32 protein-coding genes and 1 tRNA gene are annotated in these 24,245 nt (G+C 41.1%); 5 read left to right on the top strand and 28 right to left on the bottom strand.

What is annotated here, in order from left to right; genetic code table 11:
- The 6 genes from nadA to ACFQ3Q_RS07330 form a co-directional block, all read right to left on the bottom strand.
- Positions 1-981: a quinolinate synthase NadA gene (gene nadA / locus ACFQ3Q_RS07305; RefSeq protein ID WP_380745607.1), complete on the bottom strand. Its 981-nt coding sequence runs from the start codon at positions 979-981 to the stop codon at positions 1-3.
- A 159-nt stretch (positions 982-1,140) separates the two neighbouring features.
- Positions 1,141-1,326, bottom strand: coding sequence for a YgaP family membrane protein (locus ACFQ3Q_RS07310; protein WP_380744378.1), 186 nt, complete (start codon positions 1,324-1,326; stop codon positions 1,141-1,143).
- A gap of 16 nt (positions 1,327-1,342) precedes the next feature.
- Positions 1,343-1,645 carry a hypothetical protein gene (locus ACFQ3Q_RS07315; protein WP_380744380.1) on the bottom strand — a complete coding sequence of 101 codons (303 nt, stop codon included), beginning with the start codon at positions 1,643-1,645 and terminating at the stop codon, positions 1,343-1,345.
- A 54-nt stretch (positions 1,646-1,699) separates the two neighbouring features.
- Positions 1,700-4,912 (bottom strand): efflux RND transporter permease subunit, encoded by a 3,213-nt coding sequence (locus ACFQ3Q_RS07320; protein WP_380744382.1) that lies wholly within the window; start codon positions 4,910-4,912, stop codon positions 1,700-1,702.
- A 38-nt stretch (positions 4,913-4,950) separates the two neighbouring features.
- Positions 4,951-6,024 carry an efflux RND transporter periplasmic adaptor subunit gene (locus ACFQ3Q_RS07325; RefSeq protein ID WP_380744384.1) on the bottom strand — a complete coding sequence of 358 codons (1,074 nt, stop codon included), beginning with the start codon at positions 6,022-6,024 and terminating at the stop codon, positions 4,951-4,953.
- Between the two features lie 3 nt (positions 6,025-6,027).
- Entirely contained in the window at positions 6,028-7,341 is a 1,314-nt protein-coding gene (locus ACFQ3Q_RS07330; RefSeq protein WP_380744386.1) for a TolC family protein, read from the bottom strand.
- Positions 7,342-7,672: 331 nt separating this feature from the next.
- Here ACFQ3Q_RS07330 and ACFQ3Q_RS07335 point away from each other — a divergent pair, with 331 nt between their 5' ends.
- The 3 genes from ACFQ3Q_RS07335 (at position 7,673) to ACFQ3Q_RS07345 (ending at position 9,582) form a co-directional block, all read left to right on the top strand.
- Positions 7,673-8,428, top strand: a complete 756-nt coding sequence (locus ACFQ3Q_RS07335; protein WP_380744388.1) for a PepSY-like domain-containing protein — start codon at positions 7,673-7,675, stop codon at positions 8,426-8,428.
- Positions 8,429-8,580: 152 nt separating this feature from the next.
- Positions 8,581-8,654: transfer RNA gene (locus tag ACFQ3Q_RS07340), tRNA-Pro, on the top strand.
- Between the two features lie 148 nt (positions 8,655-8,802).
- Positions 8,803-9,582, top strand: a complete 780-nt coding sequence (locus tag ACFQ3Q_RS07345) for a hypothetical protein (protein WP_380744389.1) — start codon at positions 8,803-8,805, stop codon at positions 9,580-9,582.
- A 56-nt stretch (positions 9,583-9,638) separates the two neighbouring features.
- Here ACFQ3Q_RS07345 and ACFQ3Q_RS07350 read toward each other — a convergent pair whose 3' ends face one another.
- From ACFQ3Q_RS07350 to ACFQ3Q_RS07360, 3 genes are all read right to left on the bottom strand, one after another.
- Positions 9,639-10,244, bottom strand: coding sequence for a DinB family protein (locus ACFQ3Q_RS07350; RefSeq protein WP_380744391.1), 606 nt, complete (start codon positions 10,242-10,244; stop codon positions 9,639-9,641).
- 112 nt (positions 10,245-10,356) lie between these two features.
- Positions 10,357-10,947, bottom strand: coding sequence for a hypothetical protein (locus ACFQ3Q_RS07355; protein ID WP_380744393.1), 591 nt, complete (start codon positions 10,945-10,947; stop codon positions 10,357-10,359).
- Between the two features lie 108 nt (positions 10,948-11,055).
- Positions 11,056-11,523 (bottom strand): hypothetical protein, encoded by a 468-nt coding sequence (locus ACFQ3Q_RS07360; protein ID WP_380744395.1) that lies wholly within the window; start codon positions 11,521-11,523, stop codon positions 11,056-11,058.
- 136 nt (positions 11,524-11,659) lie between these two features.
- Between ACFQ3Q_RS07360 and ACFQ3Q_RS07365 the strand changes: the two genes are divergently transcribed.
- Complete coding sequence (locus tag ACFQ3Q_RS07365) at positions 11,660-12,184, top strand: hypothetical protein (protein ID WP_380744396.1); 525 nt, start codon at positions 11,660-11,662, stop codon at positions 12,182-12,184.
- On the opposite strand, the gene ACFQ3Q_RS07370 is transcribed toward ACFQ3Q_RS07365, so the two are convergent.
- From ACFQ3Q_RS07370 to ACFQ3Q_RS07395, 6 genes are all read right to left on the bottom strand, one after another.
- Positions 12,155-12,646, bottom strand: coding sequence for a GNAT family N-acetyltransferase (locus tag ACFQ3Q_RS07370; RefSeq protein ID WP_380744398.1), 492 nt, complete (start codon positions 12,644-12,646; stop codon positions 12,155-12,157). The genes ACFQ3Q_RS07365 and ACFQ3Q_RS07370 overlap by 30 nt on opposite strands.
- A 51-nt stretch (positions 12,647-12,697) precedes the next feature.
- Positions 12,698-13,111 carry a hypothetical protein gene (locus ACFQ3Q_RS07375; RefSeq protein ID WP_380744400.1) on the bottom strand — a complete coding sequence of 138 codons (414 nt, stop codon included), beginning with the start codon at positions 13,109-13,111 and terminating at the stop codon, positions 12,698-12,700.
- A 12-nt stretch (positions 13,112-13,123) separates the two neighbouring features.
- Positions 13,124-13,564, bottom strand: coding sequence for a hypothetical protein (locus ACFQ3Q_RS07380; protein ID WP_380744402.1), 441 nt, complete (start codon positions 13,562-13,564; stop codon positions 13,124-13,126).
- A 24-nt stretch (positions 13,565-13,588) separates the two neighbouring features.
- Positions 13,589-14,023, bottom strand: a complete 435-nt coding sequence (locus ACFQ3Q_RS07385) for a VOC family protein (RefSeq protein WP_380744405.1) — start codon at positions 14,021-14,023, stop codon at positions 13,589-13,591.
- A 198-nt stretch (positions 14,024-14,221) separates the two neighbouring features.
- A complete protein-coding gene (locus tag ACFQ3Q_RS07390) occupies positions 14,222-14,689 on the bottom strand; it encodes a hemerythrin domain-containing protein (RefSeq protein ID WP_380744407.1) in 468 nt (155 codons plus the stop codon).
- Positions 14,686-15,036, bottom strand: a complete 351-nt coding sequence (locus ACFQ3Q_RS07395; protein ID WP_380744409.1) for a DUF488 domain-containing protein — start codon at positions 15,034-15,036, stop codon at positions 14,686-14,688. Before ACFQ3Q_RS07395 ends, ACFQ3Q_RS07390 begins: the two co-directional genes overlap by 4 nt.
- 269 nt (positions 15,037-15,305) lie before the next feature.
- Between ACFQ3Q_RS07395 and ACFQ3Q_RS07400 the strand changes: the two genes are divergently transcribed.
- Entirely contained in the window at positions 15,306-15,701 is a 396-nt protein-coding gene (locus ACFQ3Q_RS07400) for a hypothetical protein (RefSeq protein ID WP_380744411.1), read from the top strand.
- A 61-nt stretch (positions 15,702-15,762) separates the two neighbouring features.
- Here the strand turns inward: ACFQ3Q_RS07400 and ACFQ3Q_RS07405 are convergent, their stop codons facing one another.
- The 13 genes from ACFQ3Q_RS07405 to ACFQ3Q_RS07465 form a co-directional block, all read right to left on the bottom strand.
- A complete protein-coding gene (locus tag ACFQ3Q_RS07405) occupies positions 15,763-16,149 on the bottom strand; it encodes a hypothetical protein (protein WP_380744413.1) in 387 nt (128 codons plus the stop codon).
- 107 nt (positions 16,150-16,256) lie between these two features.
- The gene (locus ACFQ3Q_RS07410) at positions 16,257-16,676 is read right to left on the bottom strand and encodes a putative quinol monooxygenase (protein WP_380744414.1); all 420 of its coding nucleotides are present in this window, start codon (positions 16,674-16,676) and stop codon (positions 16,257-16,259) included.
- Positions 16,677-16,716: 40 nt separating this feature from the next.
- Positions 16,717-17,133 carry a hypothetical protein gene (locus ACFQ3Q_RS07415; protein ID WP_380744416.1) on the bottom strand — a complete coding sequence of 139 codons (417 nt, stop codon included), beginning with the start codon at positions 17,131-17,133 and terminating at the stop codon, positions 16,717-16,719.
- A gap of 24 nt (positions 17,134-17,157) precedes the next feature.
- A complete protein-coding gene (locus ACFQ3Q_RS07420) occupies positions 17,158-17,892 on the bottom strand; it encodes an ankyrin repeat domain-containing protein (protein ID WP_380744418.1) in 735 nt (244 codons plus the stop codon).
- A gap of 9 nt (positions 17,893-17,901) precedes the next feature.
- Positions 17,902-19,386 carry a serine hydrolase gene (locus ACFQ3Q_RS07425; protein WP_380744419.1) on the bottom strand — a complete coding sequence of 495 codons (1,485 nt, stop codon included), beginning with the start codon at positions 19,384-19,386 and terminating at the stop codon, positions 17,902-17,904.
- Positions 19,387-19,529: 143 nt separating this feature from the next.
- Entirely contained in the window at positions 19,530-19,910 is a 381-nt protein-coding gene (locus ACFQ3Q_RS07430; RefSeq protein ID WP_380744421.1) for a PH domain-containing protein, read from the bottom strand.
- 21 nt (positions 19,911-19,931) lie between these two features.
- Positions 19,932-20,159, bottom strand: coding sequence for a hypothetical protein (locus ACFQ3Q_RS07435; RefSeq protein WP_380744423.1), 228 nt, complete (start codon positions 20,157-20,159; stop codon positions 19,932-19,934).
- Positions 20,125-20,745 (bottom strand): hypothetical protein, encoded by a 621-nt coding sequence (locus ACFQ3Q_RS07440; RefSeq protein ID WP_380744425.1) that lies wholly within the window; start codon positions 20,743-20,745, stop codon positions 20,125-20,127. Before ACFQ3Q_RS07440 ends, ACFQ3Q_RS07435 begins: the two co-directional genes overlap by 35 nt.
- 31 nt (positions 20,746-20,776) lie before the next feature.
- Positions 20,777-21,229, bottom strand: coding sequence for a DUF2059 domain-containing protein (locus tag ACFQ3Q_RS07445; protein ID WP_380744427.1), 453 nt, complete (start codon positions 21,227-21,229; stop codon positions 20,777-20,779).
- 38 nt (positions 21,230-21,267) lie between these two features.
- On the bottom strand, positions 21,268-21,873 hold the full coding sequence (locus tag ACFQ3Q_RS07450) for a hypothetical protein (protein ID WP_380744429.1): 606 nt from the start codon (positions 21,871-21,873) through the stop codon (positions 21,268-21,270).
- A 358-nt stretch (positions 21,874-22,231) separates the two neighbouring features.
- Positions 22,232-22,516: a hypothetical protein gene (locus ACFQ3Q_RS07455; protein WP_380744430.1), complete on the bottom strand. Its 285-nt coding sequence runs from the start codon at positions 22,514-22,516 to the stop codon at positions 22,232-22,234.
- A gap of 149 nt (positions 22,517-22,665) precedes the next feature.
- Positions 22,666-22,872: a GDCCVxC domain-containing (seleno)protein gene (locus ACFQ3Q_RS07460; protein ID WP_380744432.1), complete on the bottom strand. Its 207-nt coding sequence runs from the start codon at positions 22,870-22,872 to the stop codon at positions 22,666-22,668.
- Positions 22,873-22,911: 39 nt separating this feature from the next.
- Positions 22,912-24,147 carry a tRNA modification GTPase gene (locus tag ACFQ3Q_RS07465; protein ID WP_380744434.1) on the bottom strand — a complete coding sequence of 412 codons (1,236 nt, stop codon included), beginning with the start codon at positions 24,145-24,147 and terminating at the stop codon, positions 22,912-22,914.
- Between the last annotated feature and the right edge of the window lie 98 nt (positions 24,148-24,245).

Genomic DNA, 24,245 nt, shown 5'->3' on the forward strand with positions numbered 1-24,245 from the left:
TTATTTAGATAGTGCAAGCATACGGTCTATGGGACCTCTTGCTTTTTTAATCAGTGTTTCTTTTAGGCGAATTTCAGGAGTTTCCTCATTAAGACAGGAATAAAGTTTTTCGAGGCTGTTCATCTTCATATAAGCGCATTCACTGCAGGCACAGCTGTTATTCTCTTTTGCAGGAGCCGGGATAAGTGTTTTATGCGGCAAATGAGTTTGCATTTCATAAAGTATACCTGCTTCGGTTGCCACAATAAAGGTCTTGTGATCGCTTTTGGTCACGTGGTCTAGCATCCCTGAGGTAGAGCCTATATAGCTTGCTATTTTTAGAATATGACTTTCTGACTCAGGGTGGGCGATAATTTTTGCCGAAGGATATTTTTTGTGCAGGGCCAGTAGCTTATCTATAGAGAAAGCTTCGTGTACCAGGCAGGCACCGTCCCATAAAAGCATATCTCTTCCTGTCTTTTCTACCAGGTATTTTCCCAGGTTTCGGTCGGGAGCAAAGATGATGGGGATATCTTCCGGGATCGATCTGATTATCTTTTCTGCATTAGAAGAGGTACATACTATATCGCTCATAGCTTTTATCTCTGCGGAACAGTTTATATAGGTCACCACTATATGCCCGGGATGATCCTCCACGAACTTTTTAAATGCTGCGGGTTCACAGCTTTCGGCCAGTGAACATCCTGCTTTAAGATCGGGGAGGAGTACTTTTTTAGATGGATTGAGGATCTTTGCTGTTTCAGCCATAAAATGGACCCCGGCAAATACAATAATATCGGCATCGCTTTGGGCCGCTTTTTTTGCCAGTTCGAGACTATCTCCCACAAAATCTGCTACCTGCTTTATCTCCGGCACCTGATAATAATGGGCCAGGATTACTGCGTTTTTTGTTTCCTTTAATTTTTTTACTTCATTTTGAAGAGATCGGTTTTCTGAAGAAACACGATCAAAATGAATAGCAGGGAAGTTTTTATCGTTCATATTGCCTTTCAGGTCTTTTAAATAGAGGGTTAATTGAGCCTCCACAAAATTAAAGGCTATGATTTCCCTATTTTATGACCTCGGTCATTTTTCGAGGGATATGGAAATAAAAAAAGCGATTCTTCTGAATCGCTTTTTAAATACGGTAACTATATTATATTAGTTTTTTATTCCGAATTTCTTCAGAATATCTTCCATCAAACACCATTTGGTGAGGGAAGACTGAAGCAAATTGGCTCCCACAAAGGCGGTGAACCAAAGCCAGTTAATATTCACATATATGGCAAGCAGCAGACTTATTAAAATAAATGTTCCTGCCACGCCGCGTACTATTCTGTCTCTCATTTGTATGATTTTTTAATTAGATATGTCTTTCTATGGGTAATACAATTGCCCTTACCGGATTATCGGTTTCGAGCTGTTGGTTATATTCTTTTACAAGCTTAAAGAAGCTGTCTATTTTGACATCTTCGGTAAAACTGAAAAGCATCACCGATTCGTTGCCTGACTTTTCGCCGGGGAACCAGCTCTGGGTAGCGACAAGTGAATTCTTATACCCGTCTATTTCTGAAGTACTGAAGGCCTCAATATGCGATTCCCTGAAGAGTTTCAGGATATCCTTCTGAAATTCGGAAAGCGAGGTAACAATTAATAATTTCATCATTTTACTGGATTTAAGCTACCGAATCCCTGAAGCAGAGATCCGGTAGTTTTGGTTTTATTTATGGTTTTTCTTTTCGATCATATAATATACCAGTGGTACTACCAGTAGTGTAAGTACTGTAGAAGCAATAGTTCCTCCCATAAGCGAGATCGCCAGACCCTGGAAAATAGGGTCAAAGAGGATCACAAAAGCTCCGATCACCACCGTACCTGCGGTTAGCAGGATAGGCGTGGTCCTTACAGCTCCGGCTTCGATCACGGCCTGCTTCAGCGGAATTCCTTCTTCCAGCCTCAGGTTCACGAAATCGATGAGGAGCACCGAGTTCCGGACCATAATACCCGCCAGGGCAATCATTCCGATAAAGGAAGTCGCAGTAAAGAAAGCTCCCATTATCCAGTGACCTAGCACGATACCCACAAGGGAAAGCGGAATGGCCACCATCATCACGATTGGCGCTTTAAAGTTCTGGAACCAGCCAACGATCAGGATATAGATGATGATGATCACACCAAGGAATGCGATTCCCAGGTCTCTGAAAACCTCCAGGGTGATCTGCCATTCTCCATCCCATTTTACCGTAAAGTCATCCTCATACTGAGGTTGCTCCATATACAGCTCATTCATAGTATAACCTTCAGGAAGCTTAATATCCTTGAGCTTCTCTTCCATTCCCAGGATGGCATAAACCGGACTCTCAAGTTCCCCGGCCATATCGGCCAGTACGTAAACCACTCGTTTCTGGTTCTTGCGGTAAATGTTCTTTTCCCGCACATCTTCCTTCACCTTCACAAGATCCCCAACAGAGATCATCTGTCCGTTTTGTGACTGGATCTGGATCTGGGAAATGTCGTTTACTGAAGACTTTTCATTTTCGTCCAGTGCCAGTACTATTCCCACAGGCTCGGCAGCATCTTCATCATAAAGCTGGGTTACGGCATTTTCTCCAAGAGCGGTATTAAGGGTGTAGACTATCTGTTTTGGAGCAATTCCATAAAGCATCGCCTTTTCCTTATCGATCTCGAACTTGTATTCAGGCTGATCGGCTTCCACCATCCAGTCCACATCTACCACATCTTCGGTATTGTTCAGAATATCCTGTACTTCAGAAGCCACTTCTATCTGCTTTTCGTAATCAGGTCCGTAAACTTCTGCCACAATGGTAGAAAGTACCGGGGGTCCCGGTGGAACTTCCACGAGTTTTACATTGGCATTATATTTAGCAGCTATTTTCTGAACATCGGGACGCATTAATTTCACGATATCGTGACTCTGCGCACTTCTGTCGCTTTTATTTGTCAGGTTTACCTGGATATCGGCCGTATTGCTGGAGCCTCGCAGGTCATAATGCCTTACCAGTCCGTTAAAGGTAATAGGTGCCGAAGCTCCCACATAGGTCTGGTAATTCACCACTTCAGGCCTTTGAGACAGGTATTGCCCGATCTCTTTAGTGACCACTGCGGTCCTTTCCAGGGTAGTGCCTTCAGGCATATCTATAATTACCTGGAATTCGTTCTTATTATCAAAAGGCAGCATCTTTACTGCTACGGTATTGGTAAAGAACATCGAAACCGAAGCCAGAAGCAACAGGATAGTTGTCCCCAGGAAGATCCATCGTTTTTTAGGGTTCTCGATCAGGGGTTTCTCAAACTTCGAATATAACCTGTAAATAAAGGTATTGTCTATGCTGTTGTCGTTCTCCTTTAATTCTTCCGAATCCTCCTTTTCAGCTTTCTTGCCCTTTTCTCTAAGGAAAAGGTATCCAAGGTATGGTGTGATGGTAAGGGCCACGAACAAGGACAGGATCATCGCAATAGATGCTCCAATCGGCATCGGACTCATATATGGTCCCATCAGTCCGCTTACAAATGCCATTGGCAGTACCGAAGCGATCACTGTAAAGGTTGCCAGAATGGTCGGGTTTCCAACCTCATTAATGGCATACAATGCAGCCTGTTTAAATGGTAAACGCCGCAATTTGAAGTGCCTGTGCATATTCTCGGCAATAATAATGGAATCGTCCACCACGATACCGGTCACGAATACCAGGGCAAAAAGGGTAATTCTGTTCAGCGTATAATCGAGCATATAGTAGCTCAACAACGTCAGAGCAAAAGTAATAGGTACCGAAAGGAAGACCACAAGTCCGCCTCGCCAGCCCATTGCCAGCATTACCACGATGGTTACCGCAATAATGGCCCCGATAAGGTGCATCAGTAATTCGGATACCTTATGGGAAGCGGTTTCCCCGTAGTTCCTTGTCACTTCTACGTGAACATCATCAGGAATAAGGTTCTGCTTTAAGTGATCTACCTTTTCGATGATCACATCAGCAATCTGCATCGCATCGGCACCTTTTCTTTTGGCTACCGATAGTGTTACCGCAGGATATTCTGAATTATATTCACCTGCCTTTTCATTAGCCTGGCCGTAGCCGAAGCTTACATATTCTTTTGGAAGTTCGGGCCCGTCAACAACTGTGGCTACCTGTTTAAGGTATACCGGCTGATTATCCTGAACTCCAATAATAAGGTTCTTTACATCTTCTTTTGACTCCAGAAAGCTTCCGGTAGTCACCAGGAATTCGGTGTCCTGATTATCGAATTTCCCCGATGACATCTGCTGATTATTGGCTTTGATCTTTTCGGCTATCCCAAGAAAATCAACACCACTGGATGCCATTTTGGCCTTATCCAGCACCACGCGTAACTGACGGTTTCTCCCACCTTTAACTTTAGTGATCGAAACATCTTCCACTTTTTCTATCTCGTGGTCCAGCTCTTCAGCTATCTGTTTTAACTGATAATCATTATAATTCTCACTCCACAGGGTGAGTCCAAGCACCGGAACATCGTCTATAGCCCGGGTTTTGACCATAGGCTGCGTCACATTTCGCGGCAGCTTGTCCATACTCTTCATCAATTCGTTGTAGAGTTTCACGTAGGAACGCTCAATGTCTTCTCCTACATAGAACTGAACGATGATCATTCCCTGTTCTTTCATAGAAGTAGAATAGACATATTCCACTCCCTTTACATTAGATATTATCTTTTCCAATGGCTTGACCACCCGGGACTCGACCTCGGTAGGAGAGGCGCCTGGATATCCTACAAAGATATCGGCCATAGGCACGTCTATCTGAGGTTCTTCTTCTCTTGGAATAAGAAAAGAACTGTAAACCCCAACCACCATAAAGACGATCATAAGCAGTACCGTAAGTTTCGAGTTGATAAAGCCTTTGGCTATTTTACCTGCTAATCCTTCTTTCATTGTATAGCTTTTAAATTCTTATAATTTTTTGAGTCAGCTTATTGTTTGCTCACCGGAGCACCGTTGTATAGTTTTCCTTCAGCATCTACAATGTACTCCTCATCAGCCTTAAGTCCGGAAAGTACTTCTACCTGGTCTCCATAGGTTTTTCCTAATCTTATCCATCTTAGAAGAGCCGTGTTTTGTGAACTTATGGTGTATATGCCTGTAAGGTCACCACGGTGTACGACAGCTGAGGAAGGAATAAGTACTCTTGCACTTGCTGTTTTTTGCTCCACCGGAATCTCCACACTCACATACATTCCCGACCTGATCTCATCTCCTGTTTCTTCAAGACTTATCTTTACGGGATACTGGCTTCCGGTATTCTTGGCTGAAGCACTTACCTCTGAAATAACCCCTTTAAGGGTTTTATCCAGTGTTTTCACATTAACATCTACTTCAGTCCCTTCTTTAATTGAAGAAACCTCAGATTCCGGAACGGTGGCTCTTACTTCAAAAGCGCCGGGTGCTTCCATTGCAACCAATGGCATTCCCGGATTGGCCATATCGCCTTCTTCCGCAAATTTGTTGGTGATCACTCCGCTAAAAGGAGCCCGAATGTTCACATAGGCAAATTGTGCCTGGATCTCATTCTTCATCTGTCGGGCCGCTTCAAGCCTGGCTTTTGCCATTTCATAGTTTGCAGTTATATCGTCCAGTTCCTTTTGGGAAGCACTGTTCTCTTCAAACAGGTTCTTAAACCTGTTATAATCTTTTTCGGCATTATTATAAGCCGCCTGTGCTTCGGTGATCTTGGCGTTTACCTGGGCAATTTTTGCCTGCAGGTCTGAGTTATTAATAGATACAAGTAACTCACCTTTCTTTACTTTATCTCCTATCTGCACATTGATGCGATCTACATAACCCATCATCCGGGTACTTAATTTCGCATTGTTCACAGCTTCTATTTTCCCGTTAAGGCTTAGGGTGGATCCCTTTTCTGAAGCAGGTGAATTCACCTTTACCGCCAGGGCCGGTTTCTTTTCCTGTGAAGGCTTCTTGTCGTCCCCACAGCTGATAAATAGACTTGCCGCTCCGGCAATTAAAAGAGTATATAATTTCAGTTTCATCGCTTATTTTTTGGTTAAAAATTCTAAATATGCCTTGGCATAATTGTATTCGTAAATCGTTTGATAGTATTCAAGTTCCTTTTCCAGGTATTTTGCTTCTGCTGAGAGTAAGTCTGAAGTTTTTTCCAGTCCTTCTTCAAAACGGTTGGTCCTTATCCTTAGGGATTCTTCAGACTGTTCCATAGCAAGCCTGCCCAGGTTAAGCTTGTTTTCGGCATCTTTAAGAGCTCTTCTCGCTTTGTTAAGCTCCATAGTGCTCTTTGATACATATTGCTCATATTCCAGCTTTGCCTGCTCATATTCAGCCTTGCTTTTTTGTGTTTTTCCAAAGCGTTTTGAGCCCTGAAAAAGATCCCAGCTCAGGGAAACTCCTGCGAGGTAGCCGCTTGCATCACCCTGAAATATTTCGTCGTCATAAAGCTCATAGCTGCCAAAGGCATTCAATCTTGGCAAAAAACTCATTTTATCGGCCTTATACATTTCTTTTCTTGCTTCAGCAGCCAGTTCCATAGCCCTGATATCTGACCGTTCTTCCGAAATTCCGGTATTTTCAGACTCCATTAGAGAGTTTATCTGCAGGGAATCTGTAGGTTTCAGGAGCCCTTCCTGTGACTGCCCCATTAAGAACTCCAGGTAATCTGAAGCGTTTTCAAGGTTGCTTTTTGCGTAGTGCAGTCGGTTATTTATTTCAGACACCCTAACTTCCACTGAAAGGATATCGGCTTTTTGAAGATAGCCCTGCTTATACCTGTCACTGGCCATTTTCTGATTGGAAAGTGCGGCTTCACGGGCCTTCTCCAAAACATTTACCGCTTTATAGGCCAGCTGAAGCTCCATATAGGCTTTTTCAACCTCCAGCTTCATATAGTCCCCTGTACGTTCTCCTTTCAGACGGGTAGCTTCCATTTTAGAGTCGGCAGCTTTTCTTTTAAAGATACCGTCAAGATTCACCAAAGGTTGCTCTACCTCGATTTTTGTGGCAAAATTGTTGATACGATCGGGATCGTTAAGCAGCGCCGGATTAAAATCACTCTGAGTGATCCTTTCCTGGTTTAACTTAGAACCGAAGGCCATAAGCGGATTATTGGTGGTCATTCCCGTATGGGAAACGCTTATATTAGGGAGAAAGACCGCATTGGTCTGCCTGTAATCTGCCCGGGCCTGCAGGAATTCCTGCTCCGAGATCTTTAATTTCCTGTTATTTTCCATCACGCTTTGTAACACCGTGTCCTTGCTAACAGGTTGCACTTGTTGTGCCTTTACCTGCAGCCCGATAAATAACAGAAACAGAATTGCAGAGAGTTTTGTTTTCTTCATCTTTTATTAAATTTTCTGGTGCAAAAATAGCTTCAGAACAGAGACCGGTCAGTAACCTTTGTTACCGGAAAGCTCAGGAAAGACCTTTATTTGCTTAAAATTGGGGGAGAATTGGTAGAGTTTTGTGAAGGGGTACTATAGGTTAATTCTTACCCCGACTTTAGAATTGAAGAAAAAAAGGCAGTCGGTTCAAACGGCCTGTACACAAAATGGGTGTTCTTTTTTCTCTTTAGAAGAAGTCATAAATTTTTGATAAAATTTCAGAGGACGGCAATTGAAGACCGGAATAAGCGTTTCAAAAGAAACCTAAATTAACTAATAAGTATTTGTTATGAAGAAACTGATGATTTTGAGTTTGGCCGGGATTGGTTTTATTGCCATAAGCGCCTGCTCTAATGATGATGATGCCGGAAACTCCTCCCCTGAGGTGAATCTTAATGCCACAGCTTTTAGTTCTGATTCCCACGTCAATACTTCGGCACTGCCACAGCCTATACTGGATTATATCACGACCAATTACCCTGACCAGGTAATTAGGGAAGCTGAAATTGAAGACAATAATAATTATGAGGTGGAACTGTCAAACGGGCTTGAGCTCATATTTGATGCTGAAGGAAACTTTTTAGGAGTAGATGATGACGGTGAAGATAATTTTGGAGATGATCATTTGGATGCATCGGAACTTCCGCAGAAAATCAAGGATTTTCTGAACACCTACTTTGAGGGAGAGACCGTGGAAGAAGCTGAAATAGAGAATAACGGGCATATCAAGGTGGAGCTTGATAGTGATGTAAAACTTATTTTTGATGCAGAAGGTAATTTCTTAGGCCAGGCCGAAGACGAAAATGAGAACGAGGATGAAGATGATGAAGACATTGCGGTAGAAGACCTCCCACAATCAGTTAAAGATTATATTTCTGCGAATTACCCCGATAATAAGATAATAGAAGCAGAGAAAGAGGATGAAGGTTTTGAAGTAACACTGAATAATGGAACAGAACTTAAATTCGATTCAGAAGGTAATTTCGTGAAAGCAGAAGATCATAATGGGGATGACGATGATGATGAGGAGGAGACAGATGATTAATTGACGCATGTCAGGACTTATTTAAACGGCTGTAAATTAATTTACAGCCGTTTTTACTTTCAGTAATTTTTCTTTTAAGGGGAAGAAGCTTTAAAAAATGAATTATTCCTTTTGAATATTAGAAATAAGCTCCTTAATTTGCACAGCATATTCGGGATGTGGCGCAGTCTGGTAGCGTATACGCCTGGGGGGCGTGGGGTCGCAGGTTCAAATCCTGTCATCCCGACTTTAAAGCTGAACTTAGGTTCAGCTTTTTTTGTTTTTAGTTGTTTTTAAATAGAACACTCGTTTCGGTGTAGGGCATTGGTTATCAATGTATTGAAATTTATTAGCTATCTTTAAAAGAATAGTTTATTAACCAACACCAGAAAATTATGAAACGACTATTAAGTTTAGTTGCGATACTGCTGTTTTGCATTGGCGGTATGGCCCAGGAAAGAACCTTCCTCATCTTTGAGTTTATGAAGGTAGACAACAGTCAGGAAGCAGATTATTACGAAACCGAAGCCTTTTGGGAAAAGATCCATAAACAGCGGGTTGCCGACGGAAGCATCCTGGGCTGGGACCTCTGGTCACTGTTGCCGGGAGGTGAAAATCAGGGGTATCAATATCTTACCGTAACCGTTTTTAATGATCCGCTTAAGATGATGCAGGCCGGAAACGGAATAATGGAAAGTGCCAAAAAGGCTTATCCAGATCTCAGCGAAGAGGAAATAGGGAATAGAATGAATAGCTCTGCAGAGAGCCGCGATCTTGCCGTACGCCTTTTTCTGATGGTTCAGGATAAAACAGAAGATGAGTTTGAAATGGACCTTGGGACCATTACCACTTTAGACCTGATGAAAGCTACCGATGGTAATAATGAAGCCTATGAAAAGGCCGAAGCCGATATTTTCAAACCCTTGCATCAAAAGATGGTAGACGAAGGAGCAAAAGGAGACTGGCAGTTGCTGAAGGTATTGTTCCCAATAGGCAGTGAGGTGTATGCTTCCCATATTACCGCAAATATGTTCAAAGGAATGGAACAGTATATAAACTCCATGAGTTTTGATTCCGGTCTTACCGAAGCCGATCTTAATAATATGGAAAAAGGTCTGGAAACAAGAGATATGAAATGGGTTTACCTGGCAAGGCTCGACAGAAAAGTCCGCTGAGAATAATAAAAAAGGCTCCTGTTCTAAGGAGCCTTTTCTATTTGAAATAAACCTGATTAATCTTCAGGGAAGTTTTCATTGTCCATAACTTCTTCCATCTGAGCGATATGACGCTGGGTATGCCCGGACATAAACAAAATTAATTGATAGGCATCCACACTTCCGAATGGTAATTTGGTAAAGTGCTCCCTTAGGTCATCGTCCGTAGTTTTTACATAATCAATATTTTCCTGTCTCTTTTGCTTAAAGGCCTCAAGACTTTCTTCAAAAGATCCAAACTTGTCTTTTGGCTCCAGTGGTTCCTGGGTTTTTACTTTTTTAGAGCGATCCCTTATGATCTGTAGGATCTGTTCATCGGTAACGCTGGCCTCTTTTGGAGAAGCTTCATCTACGGGGGCCTGAAGGCTTTGTTGAACCATTCCCGAAATAGCATTTTCGGCTATTGCCAGATGTTCTGTAATCTCAGCAAGACTCCAGGTGGACTCATCGGGTTTAAAGTTCAGTTGCTCATCGCTCACCCCATCAAGTGTGCTTAGAAGTTCCTCCCGGGATTCGGTCAATTCATTGATGGCTTTTTCCCGCTCTTCATCGGTTAATTTCAGACTGGATGTGCTAAAACTTAAAAGTAAGAGCATCACCAGGGGTAAGGCTAGTTTTTTCATAATTGATAATTTTAATATGATTTATTTTTTCAGGTCAATAGGGTTTCGGTCAATTTTCCTGAAGTTCCTATAAAGATAAGATGTTGAATATCAAATTTTTGTATTTATTGACTTAATTATTACTAACCGGACTTATCATAATATGGGCCCTGTGAGTTCCGGGATCCATAAGCCAGGGCATTCCCGGAGCTTCCGGTTTTAGCGGCAGCCCTGTAGATTCGGCGGTGGCATAAGGAATATAGACCACATACCTGAATTTACCGTCTTTCAGCTCGCCAGTGTTATTATCGTAATTTTCTTCAGTACCTGAATAGATATACAGCGTACTGGGGGCATCGGGCATTTTCAGTTTTCCCGATTTTGCCTCCTTCGCACGGATGTCGCGCTTTTCCATTTCAGATTTTCCCTCGGCAATAAGCGCTCTTCCGCGTGCCATAAAAGGTTCCAGCTTTTTAGAATAGCAGGCTACCTTAATGCCATCCTCTTCTGGATTATCGGCAATGCAGACCAGGTTATTGCTCCCTTCGCGGAGCACCTTTAGATTGCCGCTGCTATCATAGCCATAGACCATTGCCCCGGCACGTTTATCAGACGGGGCGGCAAGTACCGCTGTTTTTATCTGAATTTCCGGAGAAAGAACTTCCTTTTGGGCGTAGCCTGAAATTGAGATCAGGAAGATACTTAATAATACTAAATTCCTCATAGTTAGTTGTTTTTGATGCCGTCTTATTAAAAAAGACCGCATAGTTTTACATAAATATACTAATTGCTAAAGGAATTCAGGATTCCGGTATTTCGGGATGCTTTCGGGCTATTTAATTACCTCAAAGATCCTTTCATCTTCCTGAGATTGCCACTTTAATTCTCCGTTATAATAAACCTCGGTAACCCTCGTCGTATTACCGGACCTGTCTATCTTCGTTTTTATCAGGTCAGCTCCTTCAAAATTTTTAAAAACCAGTTTGGTTTCTGAATAGGAAGCCTCTGAGGTGTTGGTGTTTGGATATAACCTGAGATATATCTCACCTTCTCTCTCGGTTAGGGCTATGCCCTTGGGAGAATCCAGGTTGCCTTCGTAATATTCTTCCCAGGCTCCGTTTATTTTATGGTAGACTTCAATATCGGCTTCGGTTATCCCTTCTTTCGCCAGAAAATTGCTTCCTGCCTCATCTACATATTTTATCCAGGTAAGGGTGTCTACAATGGCACAACAATCAGATTCGGATGAACAGGAATTCAAGAGGGAGGTTAAGAACAGGAAAAGAGTAAATTTTTTCATAATCAAGGGGTTAGATGCTGCTTAGTATATGTAGTAAGATTACAAACTTGGTGAAAGGTTGCGTTTTAGGGCCAGATTAATTGGAATTACGGTCAATTATTCGCAAACAGTATTGTATCTTTAATAAAAAGCGGTTATGAAAGTTAAACTGTCCTTAGAAAAGAGTAAAGAAGAGATCGAGGATTATTTTAGGGATGTCAAATTCTTCAATGATAAAGGCTATTTCCCCTTCAAGTCTTTCGACGGAATAGATAAGGGTAATATATATATTGTTCCGCGGGAAAACTCCAACCGGATCTATTCGGCCAGCTGGGGTAAAACATATGACGGTACCATTCTTGAACGTCCCAATAACCTGAGGTATGTTCTTTTAAACTATCAGGAAAAGCTGTGTATGATTTTGGTGGATAGCATCGAAATAGACGGTAATACGCATAGTATGCCGGACAATGAGCTGTTTGCCCTTGCCGGGATGTACTATGTTGATGAAGCGAGGCAATTTCACGTGAGGCTGCTTACTTATATAAAGGATGACAGGGAAATGCCTGTGGTCTTTGAGACCGACCTGCTTCACAGATGGCCCAGGTTATTGTATTCGGTTGAAGATATAGATAACACCATAAAGAGTGGACTATCTAACCTTGTTCCTGAAACCGGGTGAGCTTTGCCAGACAATTTTTACGGCAGAGAAACCTTGTTTTTCCAACCTTTCATTATTCCGGAGATCAAACCCCTGTTTCTTGTAAAATCTTATAGGGGAGCCATACGGCCTGCCGTCGCTTTTTTTTAAATTACTTTCCGGGATCACCCAGCCGTGAAGTTCCTGCCTTTTTGTTTTGGCAAGATCCAGAAGTTTACTGCCTAAACCCTGGGTCTGGAAGTTACTATCAAGAATAAGTAGAAACCATCTTTTATCTTCCCTGATAAAATCGAAATACCAGCCCACGATTCCTTTGTGGGGATGGGTAAGTAAGATATGGTAATGATCCTTAAGTCCCCGGAGATAATCCTCAAATTCTTCTATACCCGTAAAGTTCAGGGTCTCTGGATACTCATTGTTCCAAAGCCCGAAAAGTTCCTTCTTTTGGAGGTTAGAGAGAATTTTAGATTCACTAATTCTCATAAGAATTGAATTGGTTCGGTTTTGGTAATACCAGGTTTTGGGAAGGGAGTCTTATTCAAAAGGCAAAAGCTCCGGTTCGAGGTATATTTTCTTCGCCTTTTCAGAATTAAAGATGTCAGTTTTATAATGAGACCTCAGAAGCTCCCTGAAATCTGTTGTCAATCTGGGGAAGTCTGAAATGAAACCCCTGAAATTATCGGCTTCGGACTTTTTCATAAAATGGTTCACAGCTTTCACGGAAGCGGTGGTAAGGGTTTTGTTGTATTTATCTCTAGCCCCAAGTCTTGTTACATAAATCAGTAACTGCCTGTTTATGTTATCTGCAGCGGTTTTGCATCCATATTTATTTATATGGATCCAGGCGAGCCTCAGGTGCGCTTCGTGATTAAAAATGGCAGGGTCAAGCCTGCCGTTTTTAAAAAGAAGTTCAAATTCCCGATCACTAAGGTCGAAATGTGTTTTCATTGTTGATCTTCTTTATTTAAGCCAGCCTTTTTGAGTTCCGTAACCGGCAAACCAGACCAGGAAAATGGCTATCGCGATGATCATTCCGGACATTATCATTCCCCCCGGGCCATAAGTTTCGGTTGCACCGGAGATTAATAAGGTGTGTATCATCTGAACCAGCACTCCAATAAGAGAAATTATAAAAAGTGCTTTTGCCCATTTTTGCCTTAAAAGCAAGCCTACACAACCCAGGGTGCCTCCAAATACCGCGAGTGCAAAAGCAATTAGGGCCCATACAGGATAGGTGTCATAAAAAACCCGTTCGCCTTCGGGCATTGCCTGAAGTGTTTCTTCTGAGATCCCCATATGTTCAAAAAAAGAGATCACCCCGGCAATGTTCCAGAGAAGCAGAATGCTGCTTAAAATCCAGAACCAAACCGGTACTTTTGAGCTAAGTACTTGTGTTTCCATAATGAATGTAAAATTGGTTAATTCTTAGTGTGCCTGGTCAAAACTTACCATCCAGTTTATCCCAAACTTGTCGGTGAACATCCCAAAATAAGAGCCCCAGAAGGTATTTTCCATCGGCATCATCACTTCACCATCTTTAGAGAGTTCATTAAAAATTCGATCGGATTCCTCTTTTTTATCAGTGTGAACAGATACTGAAAAGTTGTTACCTTTTTTGAAGTGCTTTGCCCATTCCCCTCCGGTATCGCTTCCCATAAGTACGGTCTCTTTGCTTATGGGCAGGGCAATATGCATAATCCTGTTCTTCTCTTCTTCAGAAATTTCGGGCATACCTTCCTGCCGGGGCATTTCAGAGAAACGGCTTACATTAGAAAATTCTCCTCCAAGCGCCGATTTGTAAAAATCGAAGGCTTCCATACAGTCACCATTAAAGGTGAGATATACATTTACGGTATTCATAATTCTTATTATTATTGGTTAGAAATGATCAAGATCAGAATTAAGCTTCAGCCGATGGAAGATTGGGGAATCTAAACACTTGTTAAATTACTGAAAATTTATTTTAATTCAGAATTTTTTATTCCGGGAAGGCCGGGGGATTATTTGATTTTGGACAAAGAGCCGAAAAATGTTTTTTCGGCGAGGTATTTTTTTTAATCACAACCAGAACTCATCATCCCAGGTGCCGCAGTCGTTAACATTGGCATTAAGCAGGCTTTCAATTTTCTCCAGTTCTTCTTTGTTCGCTTTTTCCTGAATTTTATTGAAAAGGATGCGTTCTTCGAAACGGATATGTTTTTCAAGCTCGTCTGCTAATTGCGAAAGGTGGTTCTGATCCACAGGGCTTTTTTCTTCAAAAAGGGCTTTCAGGTTTTTATGTTCAGCCATAACACGAATAAAAAGTTCATCTTCCTTTTCGAGGATCGGGAAAATATATGCCTCTTCCTCTCTAAAATGGGGCACCAGGTGGTTTATCCAAAACCAGTTGGTATATTTTTTAATTCGTTCCGGTTCTATCCCGGCTTCTATGCCCCTTCGAATTTTCATACAAAGCAACAAGCCCTGGTGATGTTCCCTGCTAAGCGGTTTTAGAGCTTCATGTCTTTTAATAGGCTGATGTTTCATTTTTTGGTAAGGACTTGTTTTAATACTGCGGCGTGATTGTTTTCCGGATCCCGTGATCCGTAGAGGAGGCTGACATCTTTAGTGGCTGCTATTTCCCTTATCCTGTTAAGCTCTTCGGTTTTAGCCTCCAGTTCCGTCTTGTATTCCTTAGTGAATCCTTCGAAGAGTTCCGGTTTGTGATTGAAGCGTTTGCGGAGTTCGGTTGAAGGAGCAAGGTCTTTATTCCATTCATCAAATTCGAGATCTGTTTTTTTAACCCCTCTTGGCCAGAGACGATCTACCAGGATACGGTAGCTTCCGTCGGCCGATTTGTGATCGTAAAGTCTTTTGATTTTTATATCCTTCATTATCTATTTAATCCTTTTTGTTTAATATCATAACAAAAAATCGTACCTTCACAAGGTTACTTTTTTCTGAATATCAAATGTATAGAATACATCTTGCTGATTTCGGACTTTAAAAGAACCTCCAATTATCTACTGTACTTTAACTTGTGTTGTGTATGGTTATTGGGAAATAACAGGCTTAAAGTTAAAGAATTTTCAGGCATTGCTCAGTTTTTTCCCAAAAGAACGAATTAATAAAGTAAAGAAGTGTTTCACTAAATATTCTAATTATGGACAGGAAATCGTTTATCAGGAAGACTTCTGTAGGGATTTTAATAGGAATTCCTGCAGTAAGCTTAATTGGATGTTCGGGATCTGATGACGGGGGAGGATCAAACGGTCCAAATCCAAATCCGAATCCAACACCATCGGGAAATTGCCTTGAGAATGGAACAAATGCATCTATAAGTTCCAATCACGGCCATACGCTTACCGTTTCTAAAGAAGATGTTGATGCTGCGGTGGAGAAGACCTATGATCTTTCGGAAGCCTCTACAGATCAACATATTCATCAGGTGACCATATCTGCAGCTCAATTCAATACCCTTAAGAGCAATAACCAGATCACGGTTACTTCAACATCTCAGGCTCAACATAACCATAATGTTATCGTAAGTTGTGCGTAACTGTAAGTGGATTTATAGAAATTTTTTAAGTATAAATAAGGGTCGGTAATCCATATCGACCCTATGCCAACACCAAAGCCAGTACAAAGGGGATAGTGATGGCAAGGGAGATCATCGCCGGTTTTTTCCAGCTTTTCTTTTCGAATTCGATCTCATTCCCCAGGTATTTATTCCAGAAATATTCGTTAAGTATCCCGGCTCCAAGTACATTGGCTACAATGGTTAGACTGGTGGTCATTGTGATGAATTGTGGCAGTAGGAGGGTAATTAGGGTATAGGAAATTCCGAAAAACAATACCGTATTTCGGGCCTTTAAGTTACCGGTTTCTTTCAGGTTAGACATTAGGATCACTGTCCCGAATATGGTAGAGAAGAGGACAGAGAAGGTGTAAATCACACGTTTGGAATAGAGTCTTGGAGGGGCAATATGCTGTTCTTCTATGTTCATATTATTAGGTTCCGTAAAAGCCTGTAAGTTTTGGGAAAAAGCTTTGTAATCGGCTGCAAAGAAACACAAAATTAACACGAAGTCCTAAGATTTCAGGATGCCTTGAGCTATTCCATCTTCTCTTCAGCCCTGAGCCTTTTTTTAACTCTCCAGTAAGAGATCTTTGGAGGACCCGAGAGGAAATTTTGTGAACTCTCTATAAATTCCTTAATGTGTGAGGTTTCCATATGGGTTGTTCTGAAATAGGCCTCATTATCCCATTCTTCATAAAGAAAAATCTTGGTTGGATCCTTAGGGTTACGGTGAATCGTGATTTTTACAAAATGTGGTTCCTGCCTGGCCTTTTCCACAAGCTTTGTGATCTCACTCATTGCCTTATCAGCTTTATCCGGCAGACTTTGATATTCTACAAGGATAATGGCGTTGTCTGTTACTGCCCTTGCTTCTCTTTTTTCTTCGTCGCAGCTGAACAGCAAAAAGAAAATAAGGACAGGGAACAGCTGCTGAAGTTTGGTCCTGGTTTTCATTACTTCCGGTTTTACACAAAGTTAGCTTAAAATCAGGAGTTTAGCTTCCGTCTGAATGAATTGCTTTAAGTTCTTTAAAATTAATATTCTGAAGCCAGCCGGGGCCATCGAGATTCATTTGCCGGCTATCCAGAAGGTAACGTTCTCTCATCACATTATCAGAATAAGCCTTTAGCATTTCATTTTCTACATTCTGAATAAATCCTAACGATAGGTTCTCATCAGCAAATATTCTGAAAATTAGTTTTCGGTCAGGACGGAAAGGGATCTGGCGGATAATTTTGTCTACCTGCTTTTTTATCTCATCTATTTTGACCAGGTCGCGCTCCAGCCATATTTCTCCGTCTGTATTTATAAAAACCTGAATATAATGGTCTGTCCCTTCCGGGTCCGGTTGTTGAGCTATTCCGAAGAATGAAAATAAACTGAGAATTATAAAAATGATGATCTTTTCCATAGCGATATAAAGTGCTTTTTAATTTTAAAGATGCTGTTCAATGAAGCTTGCTGCTTTTCTTTGTCCGCGTTCCTTTGCCAGTTCAACAGCGTCTTTATTGTCATTGTTCTTTAAACCAAGATCGGCACCGTTCTCAATCAAAACAGCAATTACCTCCATATAGCCCCGTTTTGCGGCCTCTCCCAATGGAAAATCACCATCTTTATCTATATTGTTCACATTAGCGCCTTCACCAATAAGGAATTTAACCACTTCAAGGTGTCCTTTAGCGGCAGCGTGTTCTAACGGCGTTGCTCCGTCCTGGGCCTTGTAATCTATCTCTGCCCCGTTGGCGGCATAAAACTTTACAATATCGGTATAACCGTGCATAGAAGCCAGCCTGATAGGAGTAAAGTCGTGAAAACCATTAAAGTTAACATCGGCTCCGTGCTCCACTAAAAGCTTGATCATTTCAAAATAGCCTTCCTGGCTCGGAAACATTATAGGTGAAGCGATTGCCGGTTCAACTTTATTCACCTGGTTGACATCGGCTCCGTTTTCCAGTAATATCAGGGCTATTTCAGTATTATTGTCGGCAGCTGCCCTCCATAAAGGGAATAATCCGTTTTTATAATATTCATTAACATCAGCTCCCTTTTCAATTAACTTCTTTACTTTTTGAGTATCTCCGTTTTCAACGGCTTTATATAGCTTTTGAGAGTGGACATTCGTAAAGAAAAGATTTACGAGGATGTATATCAGCGGTAGTAGTTTATTCATAACTTAATATTATTTTGATTTTCGTTTTGCTTTCAGGTCTTTCAGGATCTGCGCCCCGTTGTTGTTGCCGGGATCGATCTCTACAGATTTTTCATAATTCTTTATTGCCATTTCAATATTTCCGTCTTCCATATAGGCTTCTCCCAGACTGTCATAAACATTTCCTGATTCGGGGAATTCCTCGACATTGAGCTTGAATACTGCGATGGCTTCTTTGGTCATTCCAGTTCTAAGCAACTGATAGCCGGCAATGTTAATTTCATTTTCTCTAAGGGCATATTGATCGTCACTTTTTAATTCCTTGAATCGGGCAAGGGCTGCTTCTAAGCCCTGTTCCGCAATGGTGGACAGGAGCTCTTTTGCAACCGACTTTTTCGGTTGTTCGTAGGATTCGTTATAAAGGATGTGCTTAATATTCTCACCTATATCGCTCAGGTTGGCCCCGCCGGTATTGTTGAGCAATACAAGAAGGTTCCTGTCTTCCGGCACCCTTATGATATTGGTGTTAAAACCATTAATTCCGCCACCGTGACCAATGGTGAGAATGCTGTCTTTTGAATTTTCAAGTTTGGAATAGTTCATCCCCCAGCCATAGCCGTAACCACCGCTTCCGTTCGGAACCTGCGGCGTGAACATCTTTTTCTTTGATGCTTCTGAAAGTATCTCCCCGGTATAAAGCGCCTGGTCCCATTTGTAAAGATCTTCGGCAGTGGAGTAGAGCGATCCTGCAGCATAAGGGATGCTCATATCCAGGTAGGGAGCATTCCGGTATCCGTTGCCGGTTTTTTCATAACCGGAAGCCCTGTTCTTCAGGATGGTTTCCTGGTGATCATAACCTGTATCCTTCATTCCCAGGGGGGTGAGGATCTTTTCCTGAAGCACCTCTTCATAAGGCTTTCCCGTCACCTTTTCGATGATGTATCCCAGGAGAAAATAACCCGAATTGGAATAGGCGAATTTCTCGCCGGGAGTAAACTGAAGACTGGAATCGGCAAAAGTCTCTACAAATTCTTCGGGTTTATAGGGATCCCTGCTTTTTTCCTCGAAAAAACCCGGGAAAGAAGTGTAATTAGGAATTCCCGAAGTATGGGTAAGCAAATGATGTATGGTAATTTCATCGCCCATTGGTTTCGGGTAATCCGGTAAATAAGTGCTCACCGGTTTCTGCTGGTCCAGCTTGCCTTCTTCTGCGAGCAGCATGATAAGGCTTGCGGTAAATTGCTTAGTGATAGACCCCAGGCGATGTTTGGTATTGGCCGTGTTAGGAATATCCCATTCCATATTAGCCATTCCCAGCCCGTCTTTATAGATCACTTTCCCGTTCTCAGCAACCAGCACAGAGCCGTTAAACTGGCCATATTTGTGATAGGTTTGCATCAGCTTCTCGATCTTTTCTGCCTTAGATTGTGCATAAAGAGCAGAGAAGCTCATAAGAAAAAGAAGAAAACCTGCTATCAGGATATTAAGATTAATCTTTTGTAAGTCGTTTTTCATTTTGAACAGTATTTGGTTGAAGTGGACTGTGACAGGCATTGAGTAGGGAAGAACTGCCTCCTTAAAGTCGTTTGGATATTTAGTTTTTTAATCAGGATACCGGCTTATCGATGTTAGGAATGGTTGCAGCTCCCGATTGTGGTTTATTGCAATACATATTGCGCCAGTAACTTCTGCACGTCGTAGACGTTTACCGATTTGTTGAATCTTTTCTGAATACTTGGCTGGGCTTCTCCCGAGATCCATATTTTCAGCTCTGCGTCCAGGTCGAAAGTGCCGGCGGTTTCCACACTAAAACGGGTAATGCTGCGGTAGGTCACCGAAAAATATTCGGTCTTTCTGCCGGTAAGCCCCTGCTTATCGATGAGGATCAGTCGCTTGTTGGTAAAGATGAAAGTATCCCTGACCAGTTTAAAGCCTATTTCGATGTCTTCGCCTTCAACAAGAAGTTGGGCATATTCGGCAGTAAGTTTCTCTTTGTCTACAACCCCGGCATTACCGAGTATAGATGATAATATTCCCATAATTTTTTATTCTTTTAAGTATTACATATTGGAATTAAAGCGCTTCATCATTTCTAATTCTGTCTTGGCCATATTGACCATTAAAGAGTATCTCTTTGGGATGCCCTGACTTTGCTCGAAAAAATCCTCTAAATCTTCAACTGATTCTTCGGCTTTTTTCAGGTCTGCATTAAAGAGCCAGTATTCTCCTAAATATAAATAGGCGTAAAGTTTATCAACAATAGGCGTAAAGTTTATCAACTTCATCATTAGTGTTGGATAAAAGCTCATCTATTAAGTGTTTTACCTGTTTGTCATTCTCGAAATTATCATCAAACAGATACATATCTATTAATGAATATGCATTTTCATTCCGGGCTTTCTCCTCGGCTTCTTTAGAGTAGAGATCTTTACGATATACAAGTTTATTTTTTTTAATAGCATACCATCTGTAGATAGATTGGTTTGGATCTACCTCCTTTTCAAAGATTCTTTTTTTCGAATTGAAATTAGTGCCCAGAACAAGAATATCTCCAATTTCAGTATTTTTAAAAATCTGGAAACCCAGCCTGGCAGCCGGACCTTTATCTTGTTCTATTATTGCTAATACCTTGTTGTTTGCCGTAACACTGTGATAAACTTTATTAAGGATATTGAACATTTGGTCATCAGAGAGTTGTTTGTACAGATCGGTCATATAAAACGCATCGGCAAAAGTCTGATGTACGAAGTAGAATTCACTGATGCCCTGCTGATTTTCAGGGTATGATTTTCCACTTTGAATAGTAATCTTGTCTTGCGCAGTGACTTTGGCACAAAAAAGGAGGAACAGGGAAAAGAAAATAAGCTTATTCATTAGGTGTTATTGAAAATTACAGAAGGCTGTTTTAATTTAATAAACCTTTTTCTCTCAGGTTCTTTTCGAAATCCTCGCCCAGCTGTCTTCCCCATTCGCGGCCTACCTGCATCGATTCCTGCAGGATCATCGGGGTGTTTTTGGCAAGTTTCTCTCCCGCCGGGGTCCTGTAAAAAGCGGTGATCTCTTCTAGGTCACTCTGGCTCATATACTTCTTGTAAACCGGAGAGAGCATCTGTACCAGATCGTCAAGGGAGGTTTTCAGGAATTCTTTTTCTACATCATCCCAGATCTCCTCTGAAATATTGCTGTATTGTTCTTTTTGCATTTTTACCATTTCCCTTATCACGGTTTTGTAGGCTTCTTCCGAACCATTGAGTTCAAACATTTCTTTCAGGGCAGCATCATATGTGTTTTGACTCTGAGCCTGCGCAACAGAGGTTATGCTTAGAATAATGGCAAGGCTTAACAGGATTTTCTTCATTTCGTGAAATTAGAGGGTTGAGAAATTGATCGGTTATTTTATTTGTATTCAAGGCTGTTCCACATCATATCGATGATCCTGGTGCCCTGTTCATTTATGGTTTCATCCATTGTCATTGTCATCACCAGGATACCCTCGTCTTTCCTGCCAATAGAGGCGATCTCATAGGTGTTTACTTCATCCTTATACCTCAGGATAGCCTTGGAAACCTCGAGTTCCTGGCCTGATTTCAGCTTTCTGGTATAATCTTCCCGGGTCATTTTAAAGCCGTAGTTCAGGCTTTCCTTGGTCACTTCATTCAGAAGCATTTCATTCATCATTGTTGGATTGATGGTAGAGTACTTCTGTATAAGTATACCCGAGCCTTCAGCCGTCATCAGCATCACTTGTTCCATTCCCTCGTCGATCTTCATCTTGGAGACCTTAAAATCGTTCGGATAGTTGAAGCTGAAAAAATCATCTTCATAGCTAAGGGTGTCTTTGGAAACGATCTTGAAACTGATGCTTTTTCCGTCTACGGGAAAACTGTATTCCTTATCTAAAGAGATACTGTAAGTACTGTCGTTTAACTGAAGCACGTAATCTTCCTGTGCATAGGCGTTAAGGCCAAGCAGCACAAAAAACAGGATTGAAAGTCTTTTCATTGAAGTAAAGATTGGGTGTTGGTTTGTATTTAGAAATATAAGGTTCACGGTCCCGGCTAACACAAACTGCAGGGTAGGGAGGAGCAGACTTGTGGTTTTTGAAGGGGTTTTTGATATATGAAGCCTAAAGATATTTAATTTTTGTAAACCTAAGTGATTAAAATTGAGCTTTTCATAATCATTAAATGAAAGTGAGGCTTTTGGTTCTTCTTTTTAGGCAGCAGGATTTTAAGTTTTCTGCATATGTACCGGGATCTCTTTTATTTTTTCCCATAGGGATATTTGCCGTATCAATAGGATTGATCGGTTCGATAATATACAAGGCGTGGAATGCGATATGTTCTTTGTTGCAGCGCTATTAGCTTCCGGCAAACGGAGTTCCCAGGACGCCAACGGCGAGTTCTGCCCAAACAAGAAGAAAGACCGCTATAAGGGCCGCACATAATAAGATACGCTGTTTTGTTTTCTTGTTCTTCCGGAGAATGAATTCCATAAGGAGTCCTGTGCCGAAAAGAAGCACCCCGCCTACTGCAAAATCAGATAATGTCCAGTTCACTTCTCCCGTAAACTGCATAGCTACTAAGGGGATTAGTAATAGAATTGCCGCCACCAGCAGAATGATGATAAGTCTTGTGTTTTTCATAATTAAAATTTTTAAGTCTGCTATCAATATTAACGGTGCCGGGTACCAATTGACGGAGGTAGGGAAGGTCTTCAGGTTTACATCCGGTTCCGGAATGAATTTAATAATTTTCTTTGAAAGTAATCACTTTCCGGGCCCGTAAAATTGTTTCAGCAGCAACCGGCATTTTTTTGAATTGGGGGGCAGGGGACCGTTCCGTATGAGCAATAAACGCAGCAGTCACCGGGCTTTGGCTTTAGGATCTGCTTACAGTTTTCACAGGTATAGAAGAACTCACAGGCATTTGCCGGCATTTCTTCCTCCTTTTTGTGTCCGCATTTTGGGCAGGTAATTACTGACTTTAAAATGATTGCCATAGGTCATTAATTAAGTTTAGAACTATTTACGGGAGATCTTTAAAATATAGAATATCCAAAAATCACCGATAAGGTCTTATAATCTGAATCCCAGTGAGAATAATTGGTTAAAATATCTCTACTTGTCAGATACCTGAGTTCCAGGCTGTATTTATCATTTAATTTATATCCAATTCCAAATGCTACACTTTTTCCTGACTTAATTTCTAAGGGTTCAAATGTGCTAAGATCAGAGTCATCAGCTCTGGTAAGTTTTACTTGAGATGAGGAACTTGAATCGAAGATATAGGAAATATCAGCAAAAATTTTTGAATTATTATTTAAATAGAAATAATGCCTTAGACTTAGTGGAATTTCAATAGAGCTATAATTCACTTCGGTTTTCAGCTTTCCTCCGGAAACATTTTCAGCCTCTATCGTTTTTTCTGATTTAAAATTTTGATAAGTAGGCTCAATAAGGAGGCTCCATTTATTTTTATTGAAAGGCAAAATAAATTCTGCTTCCACTCCAAAGGCAATCCCGGTTTTATTCCCAAAGTCAATATTCCAGGTGTAACCTGATGTTGATTTTTGCAGTGCTAAAGATGAGCTGTTCATACGAGGTCTAAGGCTTAAATTAAAGAAGTCCCTTTCTTTTTTTTGTTCGAAAGTGGTAACCTTAGCCTTATTGCAATTACTGTATTCGGTGAAGAATCTAACCAGATCGGTTTGACTATAATCAACATCTTCAATTTTACTCAGTTTGAATTGAGGGCATTTCAGGTTATTCCATAATTGTTGCCGGAACCTCATATTTTTAGCAACATCGCCATCAGCATTTTTATAACTCTTATGGATTAATTGCTCAATATCAGAATTGTTTTTGTTATAAAAATACCTTGTTAAAGGACCTTCCACATATTCATAGAGATTTGCCTTACCTTCAACCAATACTTTTAAGAAAAGCTCATCTTCTTCAAATAGGGGTTTTTTCTCATAGCTCATTTCGTTTATTTTGTCACTGGACCTGTCAATGCTTAGCCTGTGTTTAAAATATTTTGAAGTATTGTATATACCAAATTCTTTAACCGAATTAATTCTTGCTTTTTCAGGTTTGCTGTTTTCTGAAAGCCTGTACTCAAACTCAGTAGGGTTGTTTCTCCAGTCTTCATTTTTAATTTGGCATTCCGTTCTTTGATTTGAATTGTTGATAAAATATCCCTTTTCGAAAGAAATCTGGGAGTAAGTGTTAATGCTTAAAATTGTGAGCAAAAGGATCAGTAATTGTTTTTTCATCTGTAAAATAAATAATGGGTTTGTTTAGAGGGTTTACTTGTTAGCATTCGGCTAATGCAAGTTCCAGAAGTAGGGGGCGAACTGTTGCGGTAAACTTT

It is taken from the genome of Salegentibacter chungangensis, from assembly GCF_042678405.1.
GTDB classification, from domain to species: Bacteria; Bacteroidota; Bacteroidia; order Flavobacteriales; family Flavobacteriaceae; genus Salegentibacter_A; species Salegentibacter_A chungangensis.

Bases quoted from the DNA above. Each gene is read 5' to 3' on its own strand.
- ACFQ3Q_RS07310 (WP_380744378.1), bottom strand. From the start codon at position 1,326: ATGAGAGACAGAATAGTACGCGGCGTGGCAGGAACATTTATTTTAATA.
- ACFQ3Q_RS07440 (WP_380744425.1), bottom strand. From the start codon at position 20,745: ATGAATAAGCTTATTTTCTTTTCCCTGTTCCTCCTTTTTTGTGCCAAA.
- ACFQ3Q_RS07445 (WP_380744427.1), bottom strand. From the start codon at position 21,229: ATGAAGAAAATCCTGTTAAGCCTTGCCATTATTCTAAGCATAACCTCT.
- nadA (WP_380745607.1), bottom strand. From the start codon at position 981: ATGAACGATAAAAACTTCCCTGCTATTCATTTTGATCGTGTTTCTTCA.
- ACFQ3Q_RS07370 (WP_380744398.1), bottom strand. From the start codon at position 12,646: ATGAGAATTAGTGAATCTAAAATTCTCTCTAACCTCCAAAAGAAGGAA.
- ACFQ3Q_RS07330 (WP_380744386.1), bottom strand. From the start codon at position 7,341: ATGAAGAAAACAAAACTCTCTGCAATTCTGTTTCTGTTATTTATCGGG.
- ACFQ3Q_RS07455 (WP_380744430.1), bottom strand. From the start codon at position 22,516: ATGAAAAACACAAGACTTATCATCATTCTGCTGGTGGCGGCAATTCTA.
- ACFQ3Q_RS07350 (WP_380744391.1), bottom strand. From the start codon at position 10,244: ATGAAAAAACTAGCCTTACCCCTGGTGATGCTCTTACTTTTAAGTTTT.
- ACFQ3Q_RS07450 (WP_380744429.1), bottom strand. From the start codon at position 21,873: ATGAAAAGACTTTCAATCCTGTTTTTTGTGCTGCTTGGCCTTAACGCC.
- ACFQ3Q_RS07320 (WP_380744382.1), bottom strand. From the start codon at position 4,912: ATGAAAGAAGGATTAGCAGGTAAAATAGCCAAAGGCTTTATCAACTCG.
- ACFQ3Q_RS07355 (WP_380744393.1), bottom strand. From the start codon at position 10,947: ATGAGGAATTTAGTATTATTAAGTATCTTCCTGATCTCAATTTCAGGC.
- ACFQ3Q_RS07335 (WP_380744388.1), top strand. From the start codon at position 7,673: ATGAAGAAACTGATGATTTTGAGTTTGGCCGGGATTGGTTTTATTGCC.
- ACFQ3Q_RS07390 (WP_380744407.1), bottom strand. From the start codon at position 14,689: ATGAAACATCAGCCTATTAAAAGACATGAAGCTCTAAAACCGCTTAGC.
- ACFQ3Q_RS07465 (WP_380744434.1), bottom strand. From the start codon at position 24,147: ATGAAAAAACAATTACTGATCCTTTTGCTCACAATTTTAAGCATTAAC.
- ACFQ3Q_RS07460 (WP_380744432.1), bottom strand. From the start codon at position 22,872: ATGGCAATCATTTTAAAGTCAGTAATTACCTGCCCAAAATGCGGACAC.
- ACFQ3Q_RS07425 (WP_380744419.1), bottom strand. From the start codon at position 19,386: ATGAAAAACGACTTACAAAAGATTAATCTTAATATCCTGATAGCAGGT.
- ACFQ3Q_RS07360 (WP_380744395.1), bottom strand. From the start codon at position 11,523: ATGAAAAAATTTACTCTTTTCCTGTTCTTAACCTCCCTCTTGAATTCC.
- ACFQ3Q_RS07385 (WP_380744405.1), bottom strand. From the start codon at position 14,023: ATGAATACCGTAAATGTATATCTCACCTTTAATGGTGACTGTATGGAA.
- ACFQ3Q_RS07415 (WP_380744416.1), bottom strand. From the start codon at position 17,133: ATGGAAAAGATCATCATTTTTATAATTCTCAGTTTATTTTCATTCTTC.
- ACFQ3Q_RS07405 (WP_380744413.1), bottom strand. From the start codon at position 16,149: ATGAACATAGAAGAACAGCATATTGCCCCTCCAAGACTCTATTCCAAA.
- ACFQ3Q_RS07395 (WP_380744409.1), bottom strand. From the start codon at position 15,036: ATGAAGGATATAAAAATCAAAAGACTTTACGATCACAAATCGGCCGAC.
- ACFQ3Q_RS07400 (WP_380744411.1), top strand. From the start codon at position 15,306: ATGGACAGGAAATCGTTTATCAGGAAGACTTCTGTAGGGATTTTAATA.
- ACFQ3Q_RS07315 (WP_380744380.1), bottom strand. From the start codon at position 1,645: ATGATGAAATTATTAATTGTTACCTCGCTTTCCGAATTTCAGAAGGAT.
- ACFQ3Q_RS07430 (WP_380744421.1), bottom strand. From the start codon at position 19,910: ATGGGAATATTATCATCTATACTCGGTAATGCCGGGGTTGTAGACAAA.
- ACFQ3Q_RS07420 (WP_380744418.1), bottom strand. From the start codon at position 17,892: ATGAATAAACTACTACCGCTGATATACATCCTCGTAAATCTTTTCTTT.
- ACFQ3Q_RS07435 (WP_380744423.1), bottom strand. From the start codon at position 20,159: ATGATGAAGTTGATAAACTTTACGCCTATTGTTGATAAACTTTACGCC.
- ACFQ3Q_RS07375 (WP_380744400.1), bottom strand. From the start codon at position 13,111: ATGAAAACACATTTCGACCTTAGTGATCGGGAATTTGAACTTCTTTTT.
- ACFQ3Q_RS07345 (WP_380744389.1), top strand. From the start codon at position 8,803: ATGAAACGACTATTAAGTTTAGTTGCGATACTGCTGTTTTGCATTGGC.
- ACFQ3Q_RS07365 (WP_380744396.1), top strand. From the start codon at position 11,660: ATGAAAGTTAAACTGTCCTTAGAAAAGAGTAAAGAAGAGATCGAGGAT.
- ACFQ3Q_RS07325 (WP_380744384.1), bottom strand. From the start codon at position 6,024: ATGAAACTGAAATTATATACTCTTTTAATTGCCGGAGCGGCAAGTCTA.
- ACFQ3Q_RS07380 (WP_380744402.1), bottom strand. From the start codon at position 13,564: ATGGAAACACAAGTACTTAGCTCAAAAGTACCGGTTTGGTTCTGGATT.
- ACFQ3Q_RS07410 (WP_380744414.1), bottom strand. From the start codon at position 16,676: ATGAAAACCAGGACCAAACTTCAGCAGCTGTTCCCTGTCCTTATTTTC.